15 protein-coding genes and 1 pseudogene are annotated in these 15,540 nt (G+C 39.0%); 3 read left to right on the top strand and 13 right to left on the bottom strand.

Going from position 1 to position 15,540, the window contains the following annotated elements; genetic code table 11:
* The 13 genes and pseudogenes from DIZ30_RS06770 to efp form a co-directional block, all read right to left on the bottom strand.
* Positions 1-325, bottom strand: a pseudogene (locus DIZ30_RS06770) (IS3 family transposase); the annotation flags it as partial.
* Positions 326-605: 280 nt separating this feature from the next.
* Positions 606-1,985, bottom strand: a complete 1,380-nt coding sequence (locus tag DIZ30_RS06765; RefSeq protein WP_002286868.1) for an FAD-dependent oxidoreductase — start codon at positions 1,983-1,985, stop codon at positions 606-608.
* A gap of 174 nt (positions 1,986-2,159) precedes the next feature.
* Positions 2,160-3,329 (bottom strand): pyridoxal phosphate-dependent aminotransferase, encoded by a 1,170-nt coding sequence (locus DIZ30_RS06760; RefSeq protein WP_109023158.1) that lies wholly within the window; start codon positions 3,327-3,329, stop codon positions 2,160-2,162.
* Positions 3,304-4,455 carry a M20 family metallopeptidase gene (locus tag DIZ30_RS06755; protein ID WP_002297890.1) on the bottom strand — a complete coding sequence of 384 codons (1,152 nt, stop codon included), beginning with the start codon at positions 4,453-4,455 and terminating at the stop codon, positions 3,304-3,306. Before DIZ30_RS06755 ends, DIZ30_RS06760 begins: the two co-directional genes overlap by 26 nt.
* On the bottom strand, positions 4,415-5,776 hold the full coding sequence (locus DIZ30_RS06750) for an aspartate kinase (protein ID WP_002286872.1): 1,362 nt from the start codon (positions 5,774-5,776) through the stop codon (positions 4,415-4,417). The genes DIZ30_RS06755 and DIZ30_RS06750 overlap by 41 nt, the downstream gene beginning before the upstream one ends.
* Positions 5,773-6,774: an aspartate-semialdehyde dehydrogenase gene (locus DIZ30_RS06745; protein WP_109023157.1), complete on the bottom strand. Its 1,002-nt coding sequence runs from the start codon at positions 6,772-6,774 to the stop codon at positions 5,773-5,775. The genes DIZ30_RS06750 and DIZ30_RS06745 overlap by 4 nt, the downstream gene beginning before the upstream one ends.
* Before the next feature lie 15 nt (positions 6,775-6,789).
* On the bottom strand, positions 6,790-7,485 hold the full coding sequence (dapD, locus tag DIZ30_RS06740) for a 2,3,4,5-tetrahydropyridine-2,6-dicarboxylate N-acetyltransferase (protein ID WP_002297888.1): 696 nt from the start codon (positions 7,483-7,485) through the stop codon (positions 6,790-6,792).
* Positions 7,486-7,490: 5 nt separating this feature from the next.
* Positions 7,491-8,207 (bottom strand): 4-hydroxy-tetrahydrodipicolinate reductase, encoded by a 717-nt coding sequence (gene dapB, locus DIZ30_RS06735; protein ID WP_109023156.1) that lies wholly within the window; start codon positions 8,205-8,207, stop codon positions 7,491-7,493.
* Positions 8,204-9,085: a 4-hydroxy-tetrahydrodipicolinate synthase gene (gene dapA / locus DIZ30_RS06730; RefSeq protein ID WP_002297885.1), complete on the bottom strand. Its 882-nt coding sequence runs from the start codon at positions 9,083-9,085 to the stop codon at positions 8,204-8,206. The genes dapB and dapA overlap by 4 nt, the downstream gene beginning before the upstream one ends.
* Before the next feature lie 2 nt (positions 9,086-9,087).
* Positions 9,088-9,888 (bottom strand): diaminopimelate epimerase, encoded by an 801-nt coding sequence (gene dapF / locus DIZ30_RS06725; RefSeq protein WP_002294349.1) that lies wholly within the window; start codon positions 9,886-9,888, stop codon positions 9,088-9,090.
* On the bottom strand, positions 9,875-11,134 hold the full coding sequence (lysA, locus tag DIZ30_RS06720; RefSeq protein ID WP_109023155.1) for a diaminopimelate decarboxylase: 1,260 nt from the start codon (positions 11,132-11,134) through the stop codon (positions 9,875-9,877). Before lysA ends, dapF begins: the two co-directional genes overlap by 14 nt.
* Before the next feature lie 214 nt (positions 11,135-11,348).
* Complete coding sequence (locus DIZ30_RS13515; RefSeq protein ID WP_002294348.1) at positions 11,349-11,519, bottom strand: hypothetical protein; 171 nt, start codon at positions 11,517-11,519, stop codon at positions 11,349-11,351.
* A 102-nt stretch (positions 11,520-11,621) separates the two neighbouring features.
* Positions 11,622-12,185: an elongation factor P gene (gene efp, locus DIZ30_RS06715; RefSeq protein WP_002289434.1), complete on the bottom strand. Its 564-nt coding sequence runs from the start codon at positions 12,183-12,185 to the stop codon at positions 11,622-11,624.
* 427 nt (positions 12,186-12,612) lie between these two features.
* Between efp and DIZ30_RS06700 the strand changes: the two genes are divergently transcribed.
* From DIZ30_RS06700 to DIZ30_RS06690, 3 genes are all read left to right on the top strand, one after another.
* Complete coding sequence (locus DIZ30_RS06700) at positions 12,613-13,530, top strand: PLP-dependent cysteine synthase family protein (RefSeq protein ID WP_002297881.1); 918 nt, start codon at positions 12,613-12,615, stop codon at positions 13,528-13,530.
* A gap of 12 nt (positions 13,531-13,542) precedes the next feature.
* Positions 13,543-14,688: a cystathionine gamma-synthase gene (locus DIZ30_RS06695; RefSeq protein ID WP_002289438.1), complete on the top strand. Its 1,146-nt coding sequence runs from the start codon at positions 13,543-13,545 to the stop codon at positions 14,686-14,688.
* A 170-nt stretch (positions 14,689-14,858) separates the two neighbouring features.
* Positions 14,859-15,317, top strand: coding sequence for an S-ribosylhomocysteine lyase (locus DIZ30_RS06690; protein WP_002289439.1), 459 nt, complete (start codon positions 14,859-14,861; stop codon positions 15,315-15,317).
* Positions 15,318-15,540 lie beyond the last annotated feature (223 nt).

Here is a 15,540-nt window from a genome sequence, read left to right as displayed (position 1 = left end):
CATGGTATTTAAATTCAGTTGTATCCGTCGTGATTTTCTGATGGCAGATACTGGTGTAGAAACGACGATGGATCCGATTTTTGGCTACTGCTCCAACTTTTCCTCGATAAGAATTGTAGCGACGTGATTTACGCGTGTATGCCGTTACTTTTATTCCTAGCTTCTTGATCAAGCGCTGAACTTTCTTTTTATTGATAGAGAAACCGCGGTTTCTTAGTTCATTGGTCATCCGTAAACAGCCATAATCCTTGTGCTTCTCCCGAATTTTAAGCATTTCCGCTTCAATCTCTTGATCTGGATTTTTACGGTCCAATCGCCTTTGCCATCCAAATAATCATGAACGATCTTTAATTTAAGTTCAAAAGTATATTTAACCATAAAAAATACCGACCTCCAAAAGTTAGATTTTTTGGTCTAACTTTTGGGGGTCGGTACACAAATCGTGTCACAGTCCCTTTTTTGAAAATAAACGGTGTTCAAAAGCTTGCATCTGCGGTAATAAGTCCAGCCAAGTTAAAAACATAAGAAGCTGTTTTTACTTGGCTGTTCTTATTACTTGATGCAAGGCAGCTTTTTCACAACCTCTTTTCAAATATTTCGTTTTCTTATTCTACAAATGGTTCTTCTCCTAACGCTTGTTGAGCGGCTAGATTCAACATGCTCCATTGTCGGTCAAAGCCTGGCTGGAAGAAGAAGTCAGCTTCTGCTAGTTCTTCTAAAGTCAGTTTGTTTTGGATCGCTAGTGCCAATACATTTCCTTGACCTGTAACATCATAGGTAGATAATACTGCTCCTCCTAGCAATTGATGGGTCATTGGATCCGAGAATAATTGGATGGACACTTTTGGATTTCCTTGTTCTTCTGGTACATATTTTGGTCGTAACGTATCTTCATAATAAGACACTCGTACATCTACTCCTGCTTTTGCTGCTGTAAAGCTATTCAATCCGCTTGCTGCAAAATGATAGTCAAAGACACTTAATGCAGAGGAACCTACGACTCCGCCGAACGGTTTGTTTGGTACTTCTTCAAAAAGATGTTTTACTACATAACGTGCTTCTCTACGTGCAACAGTCGCTAAAGCGATCGGCATTTTTTTGCGTGCTGGGATAGAATAAGCAAGTGTAGCATCTCCTACTGCATACACATCTGGAAGATTCGTTTGCAAGTATTCATTTGTTTGGATCCAGCCACGTTCATCTAAGTCGACGATCCCTTTTAACCATTCTGTATTTGCCTTCACACCGGCAGCTTGAATGACTAGATCTGCTGGGATTTCTTTTTCACTTGTTTTGATTGCCTCAACTTTTCCGTTACCAGTAAAAGCTTCGATTTTTGCATTTGTCAAAACTTCAATACCGTTTTCATTTAGGTGTTGTTCTAAAATATCTGTCATCTCAGCATCTAAATAAGTGCCTAAAGGTCTATCGATCACATCAAGCAATACGACTTCTTTCCCAGCTTTTCGGCTTGCTTCTGCTGCTTCGATCCCAATGTAACCCGCACCTACGACAGCGATTTTTTTAATAGCCGGATCATTTAATTTTTCTTTGATTTTGGTTGCCCAATTGTATCCACGCATCAAGTAGACATTTTCTAGATCTGCTCCTGGTACTGGCAGATTGTTTGGTTTGACACCAGAACTCAAAATCAATTTGTCATAAGGATATTCTTTTGTTTCGTTATCTGATGCGCTAGTAACCGTTACTGTTTTTTTATCGGCATCGATCGTTTTTACTTCGTGATTATTTAAAATATGAACATTGGATTGCGGAAAGTTTTCTGGTCTGAAATTACGTACATCATTTACATCTGTTACCTTGTCTTCTAAATACAGCTCCATACCACATGACATGAAGGAAATATAGTCTCCTGCTTCAAATAGCGTGATATCTACATTTTCACCGTATCGTGTCAATAGTTCCAAGATCGATTGATGCCCTCCATGAGATGCACCTACAATGACAACTTTGATTTTTTCCATTGATGAAACCTCCTTGAATATTCTTTTAAAATCATTCTAAACAATTTAAACTTAACATTACATTAGTTATGAATCAAAAGAAACGCGTTCATTTGAACTAAATTTAAAAAACAATCGTCTCCTTGCAGAATATACCGCAAAATTAACGATTGTTTTTTTGATAAAATCTATGAATCACTGTTCTGTTAAAAAGTCTTTGATCCGTTTGCAGGCCTCATGTAATTTTTCCATGCTGCTAGCATAAGAAATCCGGATATAACCTTCTCCTTCTGGGCCAAATGCAATTCCTGGGATACACGCAACTTTTGCCTGTTCCGCTAATTCTACACAAAACTGCCAAGAGTCAGTTTGAATGGCAGCTGGGAGTTTGCAAAACAAGTAAAATGCACCGTTTGGCTGGGTCACTTCAAATCCTAAAGGCGCCAATTGCTGGACCAGATAGTCTCTTCGTGTTTGATATTGCTCTTTCATATTCTCGCTATCTTTCACCCCATTTATTAGCGCTTCAGCCGCAGCTTTTTGCGACATCGTTGTAGCGGCAGTCACCAGATATTGATGGACTTTAATTAGTTCGTCAATAAGGGCTTTTTGAGCAAAAATAAAGCCCACTCGCCAACCAGTCATCGCATGTGACTTGGATAACCCGCTTATCACGATTGTTTGTTCTGGAAGATAAGTAGCTATGGACATATGCGTTCCACTATAAGTCAATTCAGCATATACTTCATCACTTATAACAAATACCGGATATTTTTTTAAAACCTCAGCGATTGCTTTCAATTGTTTTGCAGACAATGTCGTCCCAGTAGGATTGTTAGGATAGTTTAAAATGACTGCTTTGACAGCTGATTCATATTGTTCAAAGGCTTTTTCAAATTGTTCTGGCTGGCAAACAAACCCTGTGTCAGAAGTATCTATCGGGATCAATTCAGCACCAGCTAGTTCCACTAATGGCTGATATCCTGAATAAGCAGGCGCTGGAATAAGAACCTTGTCTCCTTCTTCCAAAACAGATAACAATGCAGAGGCAATTGCTTCCGTTGCACCAACCGTCGTCAAAACTTCCGTTTGCGGATCATAAGTTAGTCCATAACGCTGCTGCTGAAACATACAAGCAGCTTCCCGCAGTTCCTCTAATCCTCTCATTCCGGTATAGTGAGAAAAGTCTTCTTCAATCGCTGCTATTCCGGCTTGTTTGACATGTTCGGGAGTTGGAAAATCCGGTTCTCCCAGGGTGAGTTTGATCACATCTGGTATCGAAGATATTTGCTGATCGAATTGTCGTATTTTTGATACTTCTATTCTAGAAAGCCTGGGACTAAATAGATTGGATAAATTCGTCATTATTTACTCGCTCCTCTTTTGAACTGCTATCGATTTTTACAAGAAGATTTTCTGTAAAAAGAATCGTTTTGTACCATTCTACACCATTTTCTAAAACATCCATATCAAAATCGAACGTCGGATCATGTAAAGCAGGGGTATCACCGACACCTAAAAAGAAAAATACACATGGATATTGTTGCGTATATATGCCAAAATCTTCGGCTTGAAGAACTGGAGCATCTAATTCATGTAGTTTGTTTGAATCTAACAGTGCTGCATATAAGCCTCTATGGTTGATTACAGCTGGATAGCCGTCATTATAGTGAAAAGAAATAGTAGCTGTAGAGTGAAACTGTTCTGCTAAATGGTCTAATCCCCTCTTCAAATAATTTTGCATATCTGAACTGTAAGAACGGATACTTCCGGATACAATAACTTCTCCAGCTAAAACATTTCGGATCGTTCCACCTTGGATTTGGCCAAATTTCATTAGATGATTCCACTCTGCCGGTAATTGCCGATCAAAATCATAAACATTCTTCAAAAATCGTACAGCTGCCTCCAGACTATCGATTCCTTTTTCACTAGAAGCAATATGTGCAGACTGGCCTTTAATGATAATGTCTGTTTCACTGCTTTGTGCCATCAAAGGTCCTGGTCGAGAGAAAACTTCTCCCTTAGCTAGTCCAGGCCATAGATGAAAGCCAAATATTGCTTGTACTTCATATTTATCCAACAATCCTGACTGAATAACGCTTTGTGCGCCACCGGAAATTTCTTCTGATGGCTGATAGATCAGTACTACATTATAAATAAGATCCTCAATGTGTTTAGTTATAAAGTCAGTCAACCCTAAAAGCATCGCCATATGTCCGTCATGACCACATGCATGCATATACCCTTCATGCTTAGAAGCAAAAGAGAGATTCGTTTCTTCTTTGACTGGCAGTGCATCGATATCTGTTCGAAAAGCAATCGTTTCTTCTTGTTGATTATCAAAATAAAGGAGTAGTCCTGTTTCGCCGATTTCATGGATAACGGCCCCGCTGTTTTTTACTTGTTCATATAAATATTTTTTTGTCTTGAATTCATGAAATCCGATTTCAGGAATTTGATGGAGTGCCATTCGATATTCTTTCAGCATCCGTATTCACCATCCCTTCATAGATACCCTTCACTACTGTTTCATATTGATTATTCGGTACACCGATGATCAGATTCAACTCCTGTGCTCCTTGTGATAAGATCGATGTGCGAATTTCTAATTTGTTCAATATCGATAACACTTTTCCAGATAAACCGATCAATTCTTTATGCGGTCCGCCAACGACAGAGATCAAAGCTAAGTCTTCAATCACGACGATTTCTTCCACGCCAAGTGTTTCTTTTAATTCTTTCGTGATGAGAAATAATTTATCGGCAATCGCTTCTGCTGAGACGATCACTCCGATATTGTCGATCCCTGAAGGAATATGTTCGATTGATATCTCATGTTTAGCAAAAATGCTCATTGCTTTCCAGATAAACCCGATTTCATCGGACATATGACGTTTGAATAAAGTGATGGAAAGAAAATCCTTGCGTCCAGCTATTCCTGTCAGTCCATTTTCCTTTTCTATTTCGTGATTCGATATTTTTGTCCCTTGAGCGAAAGGATCATTGGTATTTTTTATTTGGATGGGGATATCAGCCTCTTGAACTGGGAAAACAGCTGCTTCATGAAGAACGTTAGCCCCCATATAAGCCATCTCTCTCAGTTCTCTAAAAGAGATTTCCTCGATGATTTTAGGATGATCGATGATTCGCGGATCAGCCATCATGATTCCTGAAACATCCGTCCAATTCTCATAACTTTCCGCTTGCAACATCTTCGCCAGTATCGCGCCGGTAATGTCGCTTCCCCCACGGCCCAATAATTTTTCTTTTCCTGCAGGGTTCGCCCCGTAAAACCCTGGAACAACCATTTTCGGATATCTTTTAAATGCTTTTGTGATTTCCTGTGCTGTTTTTTCCTGATCGATTTTCCCATCATAGTCAAAGAAAATCAGGTCTTTTGCGTCAATAAACTGGTAACCAAGATACTCAGCCATCAGTTGAGCAGTCAGATATTCACCTCTACTTACTAAATAATCTTCAGTTATCTTTTCGTCTTCCAGTTGTTTCTGTATGCGTGCTAGTTCATCTTCAATAGGTAACTGCAGGGCAAGAACATCTCTTACTTGAATGAAACGATCACAAATCCTTTTCCAAAGGGGTGTCCAATCAACATGATGCTGAAGGTAAGCATAAATCAAATAAAGTAAGTCTGTTACTTTGTCATCATCTGACGTACGTTTGCCTAAAGCAGAAACAACGATCACTTGGCGATTGGGATCTGAAAGAACAATTGTACGGACTTTTTTGAATTGCTCTTCATGAGACATCGATGTTCCGCCGAATTTCGCTACTTTCAGCGTATTACTCATCTTGCCACCTCCGCTATTTTCTGCATTAAAGCTGCAGCAATCTGTACGGCATTCGCAGCGGCTCCTTTGCGTATGTTATCGGCAGTCGTATAGAACAACAATCCGTTCTCTAAAGAAGTGTCTTTTCTGATCCTCCCAACATAAACCATATCTGTTCCTCTAGCAAGAATGCTCGTCGGATATTTATGTGCTGCTAGATCATCTTCTAATTGAATCCCTGGAAACTGGCTGAGACACTCTCTAATTTCTTCCGTCGTAAACTCTTTTTGCAGTTGAACTGCCACAGAGACTCCATGTCCATTTTCGATTGGCACACGTACGCAGGTTGCTGATACTGGCAAAGCAGGCTGATGCAGAATCTTACGGGTCTCATTTATCATTTTCTGTTCTTCTTTTGTATACCCATTTTCTAAAGGCTGATCGATTTCCGGAATCACCGTTTGGCTAATATTATAAGGATACAAAACTGGTTCCTCGTCATTTTGCGTACGATGAAGATCTTCAATGCCTTTTTGCCCGGAACCAGAAACTGCTTGATAGGTCGAATAATTGACTCGCTGGATACCAAAGGCTTCTTGTAAAGCTTTAAGTGGAAGTACCGCTTGAATGGTTGAACAATTTGGATTTGCAATCAGCCGATTCAATGTATAGTCTTCCAGATTGACCTCTGGAACGATTAATGGAATATCCGAATCTTCCCGCCATGCTGAGGAATTATCTATGACAAATAGTCCCTGACTTCGTGCGATTGGCGCAAACTCTTTGGATACAGAAGCACCTGCAGAAAATAGCGCTAAATCATATCCTTCAAATGAAGTTTCTGTCAATTCCTGTACAGTGTGTTTCTTTTTCTTGAATACACAAACTTTACCGGGTGAACGTTTTGAAGCTAATAATTTCAATCGTCCTACTGGAAAATCATATTCTTCTAACACTTTGAGCATCGTTTGGCCGACTAATCCGGTTGCCCCCACAATACAGGTATCTATTTCGCGCATTTTTCTCCATCTCCTCTATAATTCGCGTAACGCAGCAATCAATGCTGTATTTTCTTTTGTCTGATCATCACTTATTTTTAATACACGTGCAGGTATTCCACCGACAACAGTGCCTGCTGCCACATCTTCTAAAACCACTGCTCCTGCTGCCACGACTGCATCTTTTCCGATATGGACACTTTCAACAATCACTGCATTCGCACCTACCAGTACGCCGTCTTCTACGATAACCGGTTTGGCCGATGCTGGTTCGATCACACCTGCTAAGACAGCTCCTGCACCAATATGGCAGTTTTTGCCCACTGTCGCTCGTCCACCTAAGACAGCACCCATATCAATCATCGTGTTTTCACCGATTACTGCACCAATATTGATAATCGCTCCCATCATGATCACGGCATTGTTGCCGATTGACACTTGATCTCTGATAATAGCACCTGGTTCGATACGAGCATTAATTTTTTTAATATCTAGCAAAGGAACTGCGCTGTATCTTGCAGCAGTTTCGATTTCGATTTCAATGATTTTTTCTGATTCAGCTTCTAAAACCGGAGCAATCGTCTCATAGTCACCAAAAACAACGAAGCTGCTTCCTTCACCAAAAACTTTACTTTCTTTAAATTCGATTGGCTCGGTTACATTCAGATAGACTTTCACAGGCGTCTTTTTAGATGCCGTTTGAATGTAGCGGATGATTTCTTGAGCTTCCACGTTTTTTACACCCCTTTGTCCATTAATAAATCTTCTAATTTGTAATAACCTGGTGACTGATCTTTCAACCAGTCCGCTGCTTCTACTGCGCCTGCAGCAAAGATTCGATTAGAAAAAGATTCATGTTTGATCGTAAATATTTCATCAGTAGCAGCAAACAATACATCATGTTCACCAGGTAAAGAACCTGCACGAATACTGTGTACACCAATTTGGTTTTCTTCTCTTTTTTTCCCTTGCCAGTTGTATACGGGCTGCAGCTTTTGCACTTCTTGGATTGTTTGAAGCAGCATATTTGCAGTACCAGATGGTGCATCTTTTTTACGACTATGATGTTTTTCAATCAGTTCGATCTGCCAGCCTTGCAACATTGCAGCTGCTTGCTTGATTAGTTGATTCATCACCATGATGCCGAACGAAAAATTAGCACTATACATCACAGGTACATGTTTGGCATGTTCTTTTATTTCTTGGAACTGTGATTGTGTATAACCTGTCGTGCCAATGACTAACGGAAGTTGATATGATAAGCTATACGAAAGGATTTTCTCTAAATTATCTGGATGAGAAAAATCAATAAGCATTTCTAGCAGTTCCGGAAAAACAAGCGTAGTTGCTTCTTTAGGTGACGTCTGTAAAAGAAGGATCGTATCTCCTCTTTCTTGTGCAACTTCTTCGACTCTGTCTCCCATCTGTCCACTGCCAATCAGTCCGATTCTCATTTTTCACCCGTCCTTTCTTTTAACAAAAGCTGAGCTAATTGTTTCTTTTTCTCTTTTGAAAGAGAAACTAAAGGCAGGCGTAGAGGTCCGGAAGGTAAGTCTAATAATGACATGGCTGCTTTGACAGGAATAGGATTGGTCTCACTGAACAAGGCATGGATCAGTTCAAGTGCATTTAATTGCTTTTCTTTTGCTTGCTGCCATCTTCCGTCCTGCGTATCTTTTACTAATTCATGGACTATTTTAGGTTGGATATTCGCCCATACACTTATTACACCGCTTCCTCCTACACTCATTACTGGTAGGATCAAATCATCATTTCCACTGTAAAGGAAGAATTCTTTTCCAATCAACCGAGCGGCATCCATCACATAAGCCATATCTCCTGAGGCTTCTTTCAAACCAATGATATTAGGATGTTCTGCTAAATTTACTAATACATGGATTGGAATCGACATGCCTGTTCTAGAAGGAACATTATACAAAATAAGCGGAATCGGTGAGGCTTCTGCAATTGCTGTAAAATGAGCAGCTAGTCCTGCATCACTTGTTTTGTTGTAGTAAGGGGTGATGACCAAAAGTGCGTCTGCCCCCAAAGAAGCAAAATGCTTCGCTTTTTCAATCGTTTCTTTCGTATTATTCGTTCCAGCTCCTGCAATCACCGGCACACGGCCAGCCACTTTCTTTACTGTCAGTTGAAGGATCTGCTCCTCCTCAGATTGTGTGAGCGTAGAAGATTCTCCTGTTGTACCTAAAACTAATAATCCGTCTGTTTGTTCATCTAAATGGAATTGGATCAATTTTTCCAAACCAGCATAATCTACTGATCCCTCTTCATTCATCGGCGTGATCAGCGCCACGATCGAACCTTTTATCATCTTCATTCCTCCAATATTCTTGTCCATTCATGAACTGCTGGGCCAGCCATTTGTATCGCATCCTCACCAGAGATCATCAAGTCTCCTTGTTCCAAGTGAACAACTACCTGATCTGCTGAAATTTTCCCAGTTTCCTTAGCAACCACATAAGAGGCACAGCAACCTGTACCGCAAGCAAGTGTCCAACCTACTCCTCTTTCATAGGTACGGACGATCAATTCTTGTTCATTGACTACTTCTACAAAGTTGACATTGGTTTTTTCTTTGAACAAAGGATGATGACAGATCAGTTCACCTCTTTTTCTCCAGACTTCCTCACGCGCATTTTCAACAAAAACAACAGTATGAATCGTTCCTAAAAATAAACTAGTGATCGTTACTTTTTCACCATTGATCTCTATTTCCTGGTTTTTTATTGGATAAGTTTGATTAGCTTTGATTTTTTCCGGAGAATCATCTGGCACTCCCATATCTACGCTGCAATAAAAAGGTGAGGGATCCAACACCGTAATTTTTCTTGTGCCTGCTAATGTCTCTACGTTGAATTCCTGTTCATTCATCATGTTCTGATCATTTACGTATCGAGCAAAACAGCGAATGCCATTTCCGCACATCGGCGCGCGGCTGCCATCTTTGTTGTAATAGATCATTTCCAACGGATCGATTTTTACGGCGATCAATCCGTCTGTATCATATTTTTCTTTTGTGCATAAAGAAGCGGCTAATTGACTATAATCTGTGTCTTCTGCGTAATCTAATAAGATAAAATCATTTCCGCAGCCATTATATTTATGAAGGATCATAGGAAACTTCCCCCCTTAGTAGATCAGAAAATGCTTGTCTGCGAACAATCAGTCTTGATTGGCCATTATTGACAAAAACAACTGCTGGTCGTGTCGCTCGATTGTAGTTGCTGCTCATCGAGTATCCATAAGCTCCCGTGGAATAAACAGCTAAAAGATCACCCGATTCTGCTTTCGGCAAATAAGCTTCTTTAATTACCACATCGCCTGATTCACACATTTTTCCTGCAATCGTCACTTTCTCTGTTTTTTCTTCCGACAGTTTTGCTGCTAAATCACAATCGTATTCTGCCTGATACAGAGCTGGACGGATATTATCTGTCATCCCGCCATCTACAAAGTAATATTTTTTATGTGGTGTCTTTTTGATGAAACCAATCGTGTATAGTGTTGTACCAGCTTCTCCAACAATACTTCTACCCGGTTCAATCAGTAATTGACGAATGGTCAGTTTTCGTTTTTCCAAAGCTTCTTCCGTATATTCAATCAGTTTTTTTAGTGCCTCTTCGACTGGGATTGGCTGATCATTTTGTGTATAACGAATCCCAAACCCTCCGCCAAGATTCAAGGAAAGAGGTTGGTCAAAATCGGTTAAGTAATTCGTCAATTTGTCGATTTCAGCTAACCAAGCAGTAACATCAAAAATTTGTGACCCGATATGAGCATGAAATCCTTCTAACTCTAGATAGCTGCTTTCTTTTATCAACTGAAGGGCTTGTTGGCACTCTTTACTTTCATAGCTCATGCCGAATTTTGAATCAATATGCGCAGTGACGATATATTCATGAGTATGTGCTTCTACTCCGACATTCAACCGAAGCATGATACAGATTTTTTTTAAATAGCGTTGGCTTAATTCTGCTAATAATTCAACTTCCATCAAATTATCGGCAACAATATGCAACAAATCATTTTCAAGTGCATAGATCAGTTCCTCTGGCGTCTTGTTGTTACCATGGAAGTAGATAGTATCTCTAGGAAAATCAGCTTGCAAAGCGGTATAGATTTCCCCACCACTGACAACATCTAGCCCGAATCCATATTCACGAACTAAATACAGCATCTCAATCGTTTGGAATGCTTTAGAGGCGTAAAGTACTTTTGTATCAAAACGTTTCGATACAAAGCCTCGCTTGAATGACAGCATCGTTTGTCTCATCTTTTCTTCATCATACACATACAGAGGTGTCTTATACTTTTCTGCCAATGTGCTTGCTATGACTCCGCCAATTATCAATTCTGTCATTTTTTCATTCCTCTTTTCACTTTTTTTCCGTTTTTATTGGAATTTCATTTGATAAAGATTTGAATTTTATTGGAATAATATTAAACAAAATTTTCTGAATTGTCTAGTATATTTCGAAATATTTTTTTAAAAATAAGAATAAAAATGGTTATAAAAACAAAATACCCGAACTATTAGAAGCTATTTATACATAAAAACATAAATTCAACACTATTTAGTGATGAAAAAATATTTTCGCTTCAATATAGTTCGGAATAGTTCGGATATTTTCAATTTTATGAATCATTTCAATTTCTTCATAAATAAGTGCAGTTTCTTCTTTCTCTAGCTTTTGCCATTCATCTTTCAAAATATAAATAAAATCAAATACTTTTTTATTTTTCAATTTGCTGATTCCACAAAAAAACCTCTTGAAAGGCAGATCCGATGATCCACTTTTCAAGAGGTCAAGCTATGTTTTTCAACTTCTTATCAATTCGTCAGCTCATTATTTTGATGCACGTTTTACATAAGAACCTTCTGCTGTATTGATTTCCAACAATTCATCTGTTTCGATGAAGTCAGGAACATTGACTACTAAGCCAGTTTCCATTGTCGCTGGTTTACCTGAACCAGTGACTGTTGCACCTTTGATGGAAGGTTGTGTTTCCACAACACGTAATACGACAGTTGTTGGTAATTGAACGCCGATGACTTCGCTACCGAAGAATTGGATTTTTACTTCCATGTTTTCTAGGATATATTTCATTTCTTCTTCTACTGTTTCTACAGGAATTTCATATTGCTCATATGTTTCCAAATCCATGAAGAAAGCTGTATCATCCATCGTGTACAAATATTGTACAGGTTTTGTGTCGATATGTGCTTTTTCAAATTTTTCTTCTGGTCTGAACGTTGTGTCGTATGTTGCACCTGAACGGACATCTTTCAGTTTCATACGCATAACTGTATTTCCTTTACCAGGTTTATGGTGGCTTGCATCCAGAACTTTAATCAGTTTGCCGTCTTGTACGAAAGTCATACCGGCTCTTAAATCACTTGCTGAGATCATTATTTTTGCTCCTTCTTTTCTTTATCATAATCAACTTTATTGTATCAGACAACCGGCCAGAAAACTAGAGTATTCTCTATCTTTTAAGGTCTCATGCCTATTTGTCAGAAAAATAAACACGGGTAAACGATGCTATCGAAATATTTTTTTCTTTCAAGCCTTTGACTTTTATTTTTTTTCATGCTATCGTTAATAAAAATTTTACTTGGAGGGATACACATGACAGTCAGCAACCAAAAACAATTGAATCGTTGCTGTTGTATGGTGCATAAAAGCAGCATACTATTTGTCATGTCTATTAATTGCCCTTCATAGAATGAGTACCAGGTAACTTATCTTTTTATCTACTCAATTTTTCTCTATGTCTTTCAAGGAGCTGATTTAATAGTCAGCTCCTTTTTTTATTATCTTTTTTTAGGAGGCCCATATGATTATCTCGACAATTACAGAAGCTATTGGTTCCACACCGCTTTATCGCTTTGACAATCAGCACTATTCTATGCCTAAAGGTTCTGCTATTTATGCAAAACTAGAATATTTAAATCCTGGAGGAAGTATCAAAGATAGATTGGGCAGTTATTTGATCAAAGAAGGATTTGCCCAAGGAAAAATCAATGAAAAAACGACGATCATCGAACCAACTGCCGGAAATACAGGAATTGGGATCGCTCTGGCCGCACTCACATACAAATTAAGAACGGTTTTTGTTGTTCCAGAGAAGTTTAGCTTAGAAAAACAACAATTGATGAAAGCATTGGGAGCAAAGATCATCCATTCTCCTAGTGAGCAAGGAATCATCGGTGCCATCAGCAAAAGTAAAAAACTTGCAGAGGAGATATCAAACAGCTATCTGCCTCTTCAATTTGAAAATAAAGATAATCCTGCTGCTTACTATCATACGTTAGGGCCAGAAATCTTTCATGAAATCAAAGAAAATATCCATAGTTTTGTAGCAGGAATTGGGAGTGGTGGAACCTTTGCTGGAACTTCTACCTTTTTGAAAGAAAAATATCCCGACATTCGAATAATCGGTGTAGAACCAGAGGGCTCTGTGTTAAATGGTGGTGATCCAGCCCCTCACGAAATTGAGGGTATCGGTGTAGAATTCATTCCGCCGTTTCTTTCTCCCCTTTCAATCAATCAGATCGAGACAATCTCTGATGTAGAAGGGTTTAACCATACTAGGCAGTTAGCACGAGAACAAGGACTATTAGTTGGAAGTTCGAGTGGTGCGGCTTTTGCAGCAGCATTAAGAGAAATTCGTCGTTTACCACCTGGTCATCGTGTCGTTACGATTTTTCCAGACGCAGCAGACCGCTATTTATCAAAAAACATTTACTTATAGGAGGAAAGAAACATGCACATTCAAACAAAATTGATCCACGGAGGCATCAGTGAAGATCCCACAACAGGAGCTGTCAGTGTACCTATTTATCAAACATCCACTTATCGGCAAGATGGCGTCGGCCAGCCTAAACAATATGAATATTCAAGATCTGGTAATCCTACTCGTTTTGCATTGGAAGAACTGATTGCTGATTTGGAAGGCGGTGTTCGAGGATTCGCTTTTTCTTCTGGTCTTTCTGGGATTCATGCCGTTTTTTCTCTTTTTCAAGCTGGCGATCATATCTTATTAGGAGATGATGTCTATGGAGGAACATTCCGTCTATTTGACAAAGTTCTTACTAAAAATGGTCTCGAGTACACGATCATAGATACGAGTAATCTTGATAAAATAGAACAATCCATCAAACCCAATACAAAAGCACTTTATCTTGAAACACCTAGCAATCCGCTTCTAAAGATTACTGATTTAGAAAAAAGTGCCACTCTGGCTCATCAACATGGATTGATAGTTATTGCTGACAATACATTTGCTACTCCTTATTTTCAAAGACCTTTAGATCTCGGTTCTGATATCGTTGTCCATAGCGGTACCAAATATCTAGGCGGACACAGCGATGTAGTAGCTGGTTTAGTGACTTCTAACCATAAAGATCTAGCCGATCAGATCGGATTTTACCAAAATGCTATCGGAGCCGTACTTGGTCCCCAAGATAGCTGGTTACTTCAGCGCGGAATCAAGACACTAAGTGTTCGTATGGAGGAACATCAAAAAAATGCTTTTGTGGTAGCTGATTTTCTATTTTCTCATCCAGCAGTAGAAAAGGTCTACTATCCAGGATTACCCGATCATGAACTCCATGGAGTTGCTAAGCAGCAGATGAGCGGCTTTAGCGGAATGATTTCTTTTACTTTAAAAAATGAAGAATCTGCTATTCCATTTGTTGAATCACTCCAACTATTTACTTTAGCAGAAAGTTTAGGTGGCGTAGAAAGTTTAGTGGAAATTCCTTCTGTCATGACTCATGCGTCTATTCCAAAAGAAAAACGAGAAGAGGCTGGCATAAAGGACGGCTTGATCCGTCTTTCTGTAGGAATTGAGTATGGTCAGGATCTCATAAACGATTTAGCTCAGGCATTTGACAGAATCAAGAACTAGAAGTCCCAATAAACGACTTAGCAGAAAAATCTAAAAAATATTTCAGATTGCTACACCTTGGAAACGATAAGTGTTAGAATCAAGTAGAAAGACGTTTTTGTAAATTTCACTAAATAATTCTTTAGTGAAAAGCATCAAAACGAATGAACAAACAGATAGGAGTCTTACAAATGAGAATGAATGTCGAAAGTTTTAATCTTGACCATACAAAAGTCAAAGCACCTTATGTACGTGTAGCTGATCGAAAAACGGGTGCGCATGGCGATGTCATCATTAAATACGACGTCCGCTTTAAACAACCAAATAAAGAACACATGGACATGCCAAGTCTACATTCACTTGAGCACTTGACTGCCGAACTAATCCGCAATCACGCAGATTACATCGTAGACTGGTCTCCAATGGGATGCCAAACAGGCTTTTACTTGACTGTATTGAATCATGAAAGCTACGAAGACATTTTAGATGTTCTTGAAGCAACAATGAAAGATGTTCTTGAAGCTACTGAAGTACCTGCAAGCAATGAAACACAATGTGGCTGGGCTGCCAGCCATACACTAGAAGGTGCACAAGCTTTGGCTCGTGAATTTTTAGCAAAACGCGATGAATGGTCTGAAGTAGAAGCATAGTTTCTAAAAGAACGTAAAGATGAGAAGCAATATAGCTATCTTATCTTCGTATTTTATTAAATATTTATTGTCTGAAAAGAGTTCTAAACGGGAAAACAAATAGCTAGTTTTCAGTTTAGCGCTCTTTTTATTATCTTAATTGTCAAATTAAGTTAGACAGATCATCAATACTTACGTAACTCAAAAATACTTCCAAAGGTGTTCGATAATCCAGTGATTTTCT

The organism is Enterococcus sp. H57 (genome assembly GCF_003112495.1).
Classification (GTDB): domain Bacteria; phylum Bacillota; class Bacilli; order Lactobacillales; family Enterococcaceae; genus Enterococcus_B; species Enterococcus_B faecium.
The sequence above is the reverse complement of the archived record's forward strand: the minus strand, read 5'-3'. Positions and strand labels throughout refer to the sequence as shown.

Coding starts and splice junctions, on each gene's coding strand:
- DIZ30_RS06760 (WP_109023158.1), bottom strand. CDS start 3,329: ATGACGAATTTATCCAATCTATTTAGTCCCAGGCTTTCTAGAATAGAA.
- dapA (WP_002297885.1), bottom strand. CDS start 9,085: ATGATAAAAGGTTCGATCGTGGCGCTGATCACGCCGATGAATGAAGAG.
- dapF (WP_002294349.1), bottom strand. CDS start 9,888: ATGATCCTTCATAAATATAATGGCTGCGGAAATGATTTTATCTTATTA.
- DIZ30_RS06765 (WP_002286868.1), bottom strand. CDS start 1,985: ATGGAAAAAATCAAAGTTGTCATTGTAGGTGCATCTCATGGAGGGCAT.
- DIZ30_RS06700 (WP_002297881.1), top strand. CDS start 12,613: ATGATTATCTCGACAATTACAGAAGCTATTGGTTCCACACCGCTTTAT.
- lysA (WP_109023155.1), bottom strand. CDS start 11,134: ATGACAGAATTGATAATTGGCGGAGTCATAGCAAGCACATTGGCAGAA.
- DIZ30_RS06755 (WP_002297890.1), bottom strand. CDS start 4,455: ATGCTGAAAGAATATCGAATGGCACTCCATCAAATTCCTGAAATCGGA.
- DIZ30_RS06745 (WP_109023157.1), bottom strand. CDS start 6,774: ATGCGCGAAATAGATACCTGTATTGTGGGGGCAACCGGATTAGTCGGC.
- DIZ30_RS06695 (WP_002289438.1), top strand. CDS start 13,543: ATGCACATTCAAACAAAATTGATCCACGGAGGCATCAGTGAAGATCCC.
- efp (WP_002289434.1), bottom strand. CDS start 12,185: ATGATCTCAGCAAGTGATTTAAGAGCCGGTATGACTTTCGTACAAGAC.
- DIZ30_RS06750 (WP_002286872.1), bottom strand. CDS start 5,776: ATGAGTAATACGCTGAAAGTAGCGAAATTCGGCGGAACATCGATGTCT.
- dapB (WP_109023156.1), bottom strand. CDS start 8,207: ATGAGAATCGGACTGATTGGCAGTGGACAGATGGGAGACAGAGTCGAA.
- DIZ30_RS06690 (WP_002289439.1), top strand. CDS start 14,859: ATGAGAATGAATGTCGAAAGTTTTAATCTTGACCATACAAAAGTCAAA.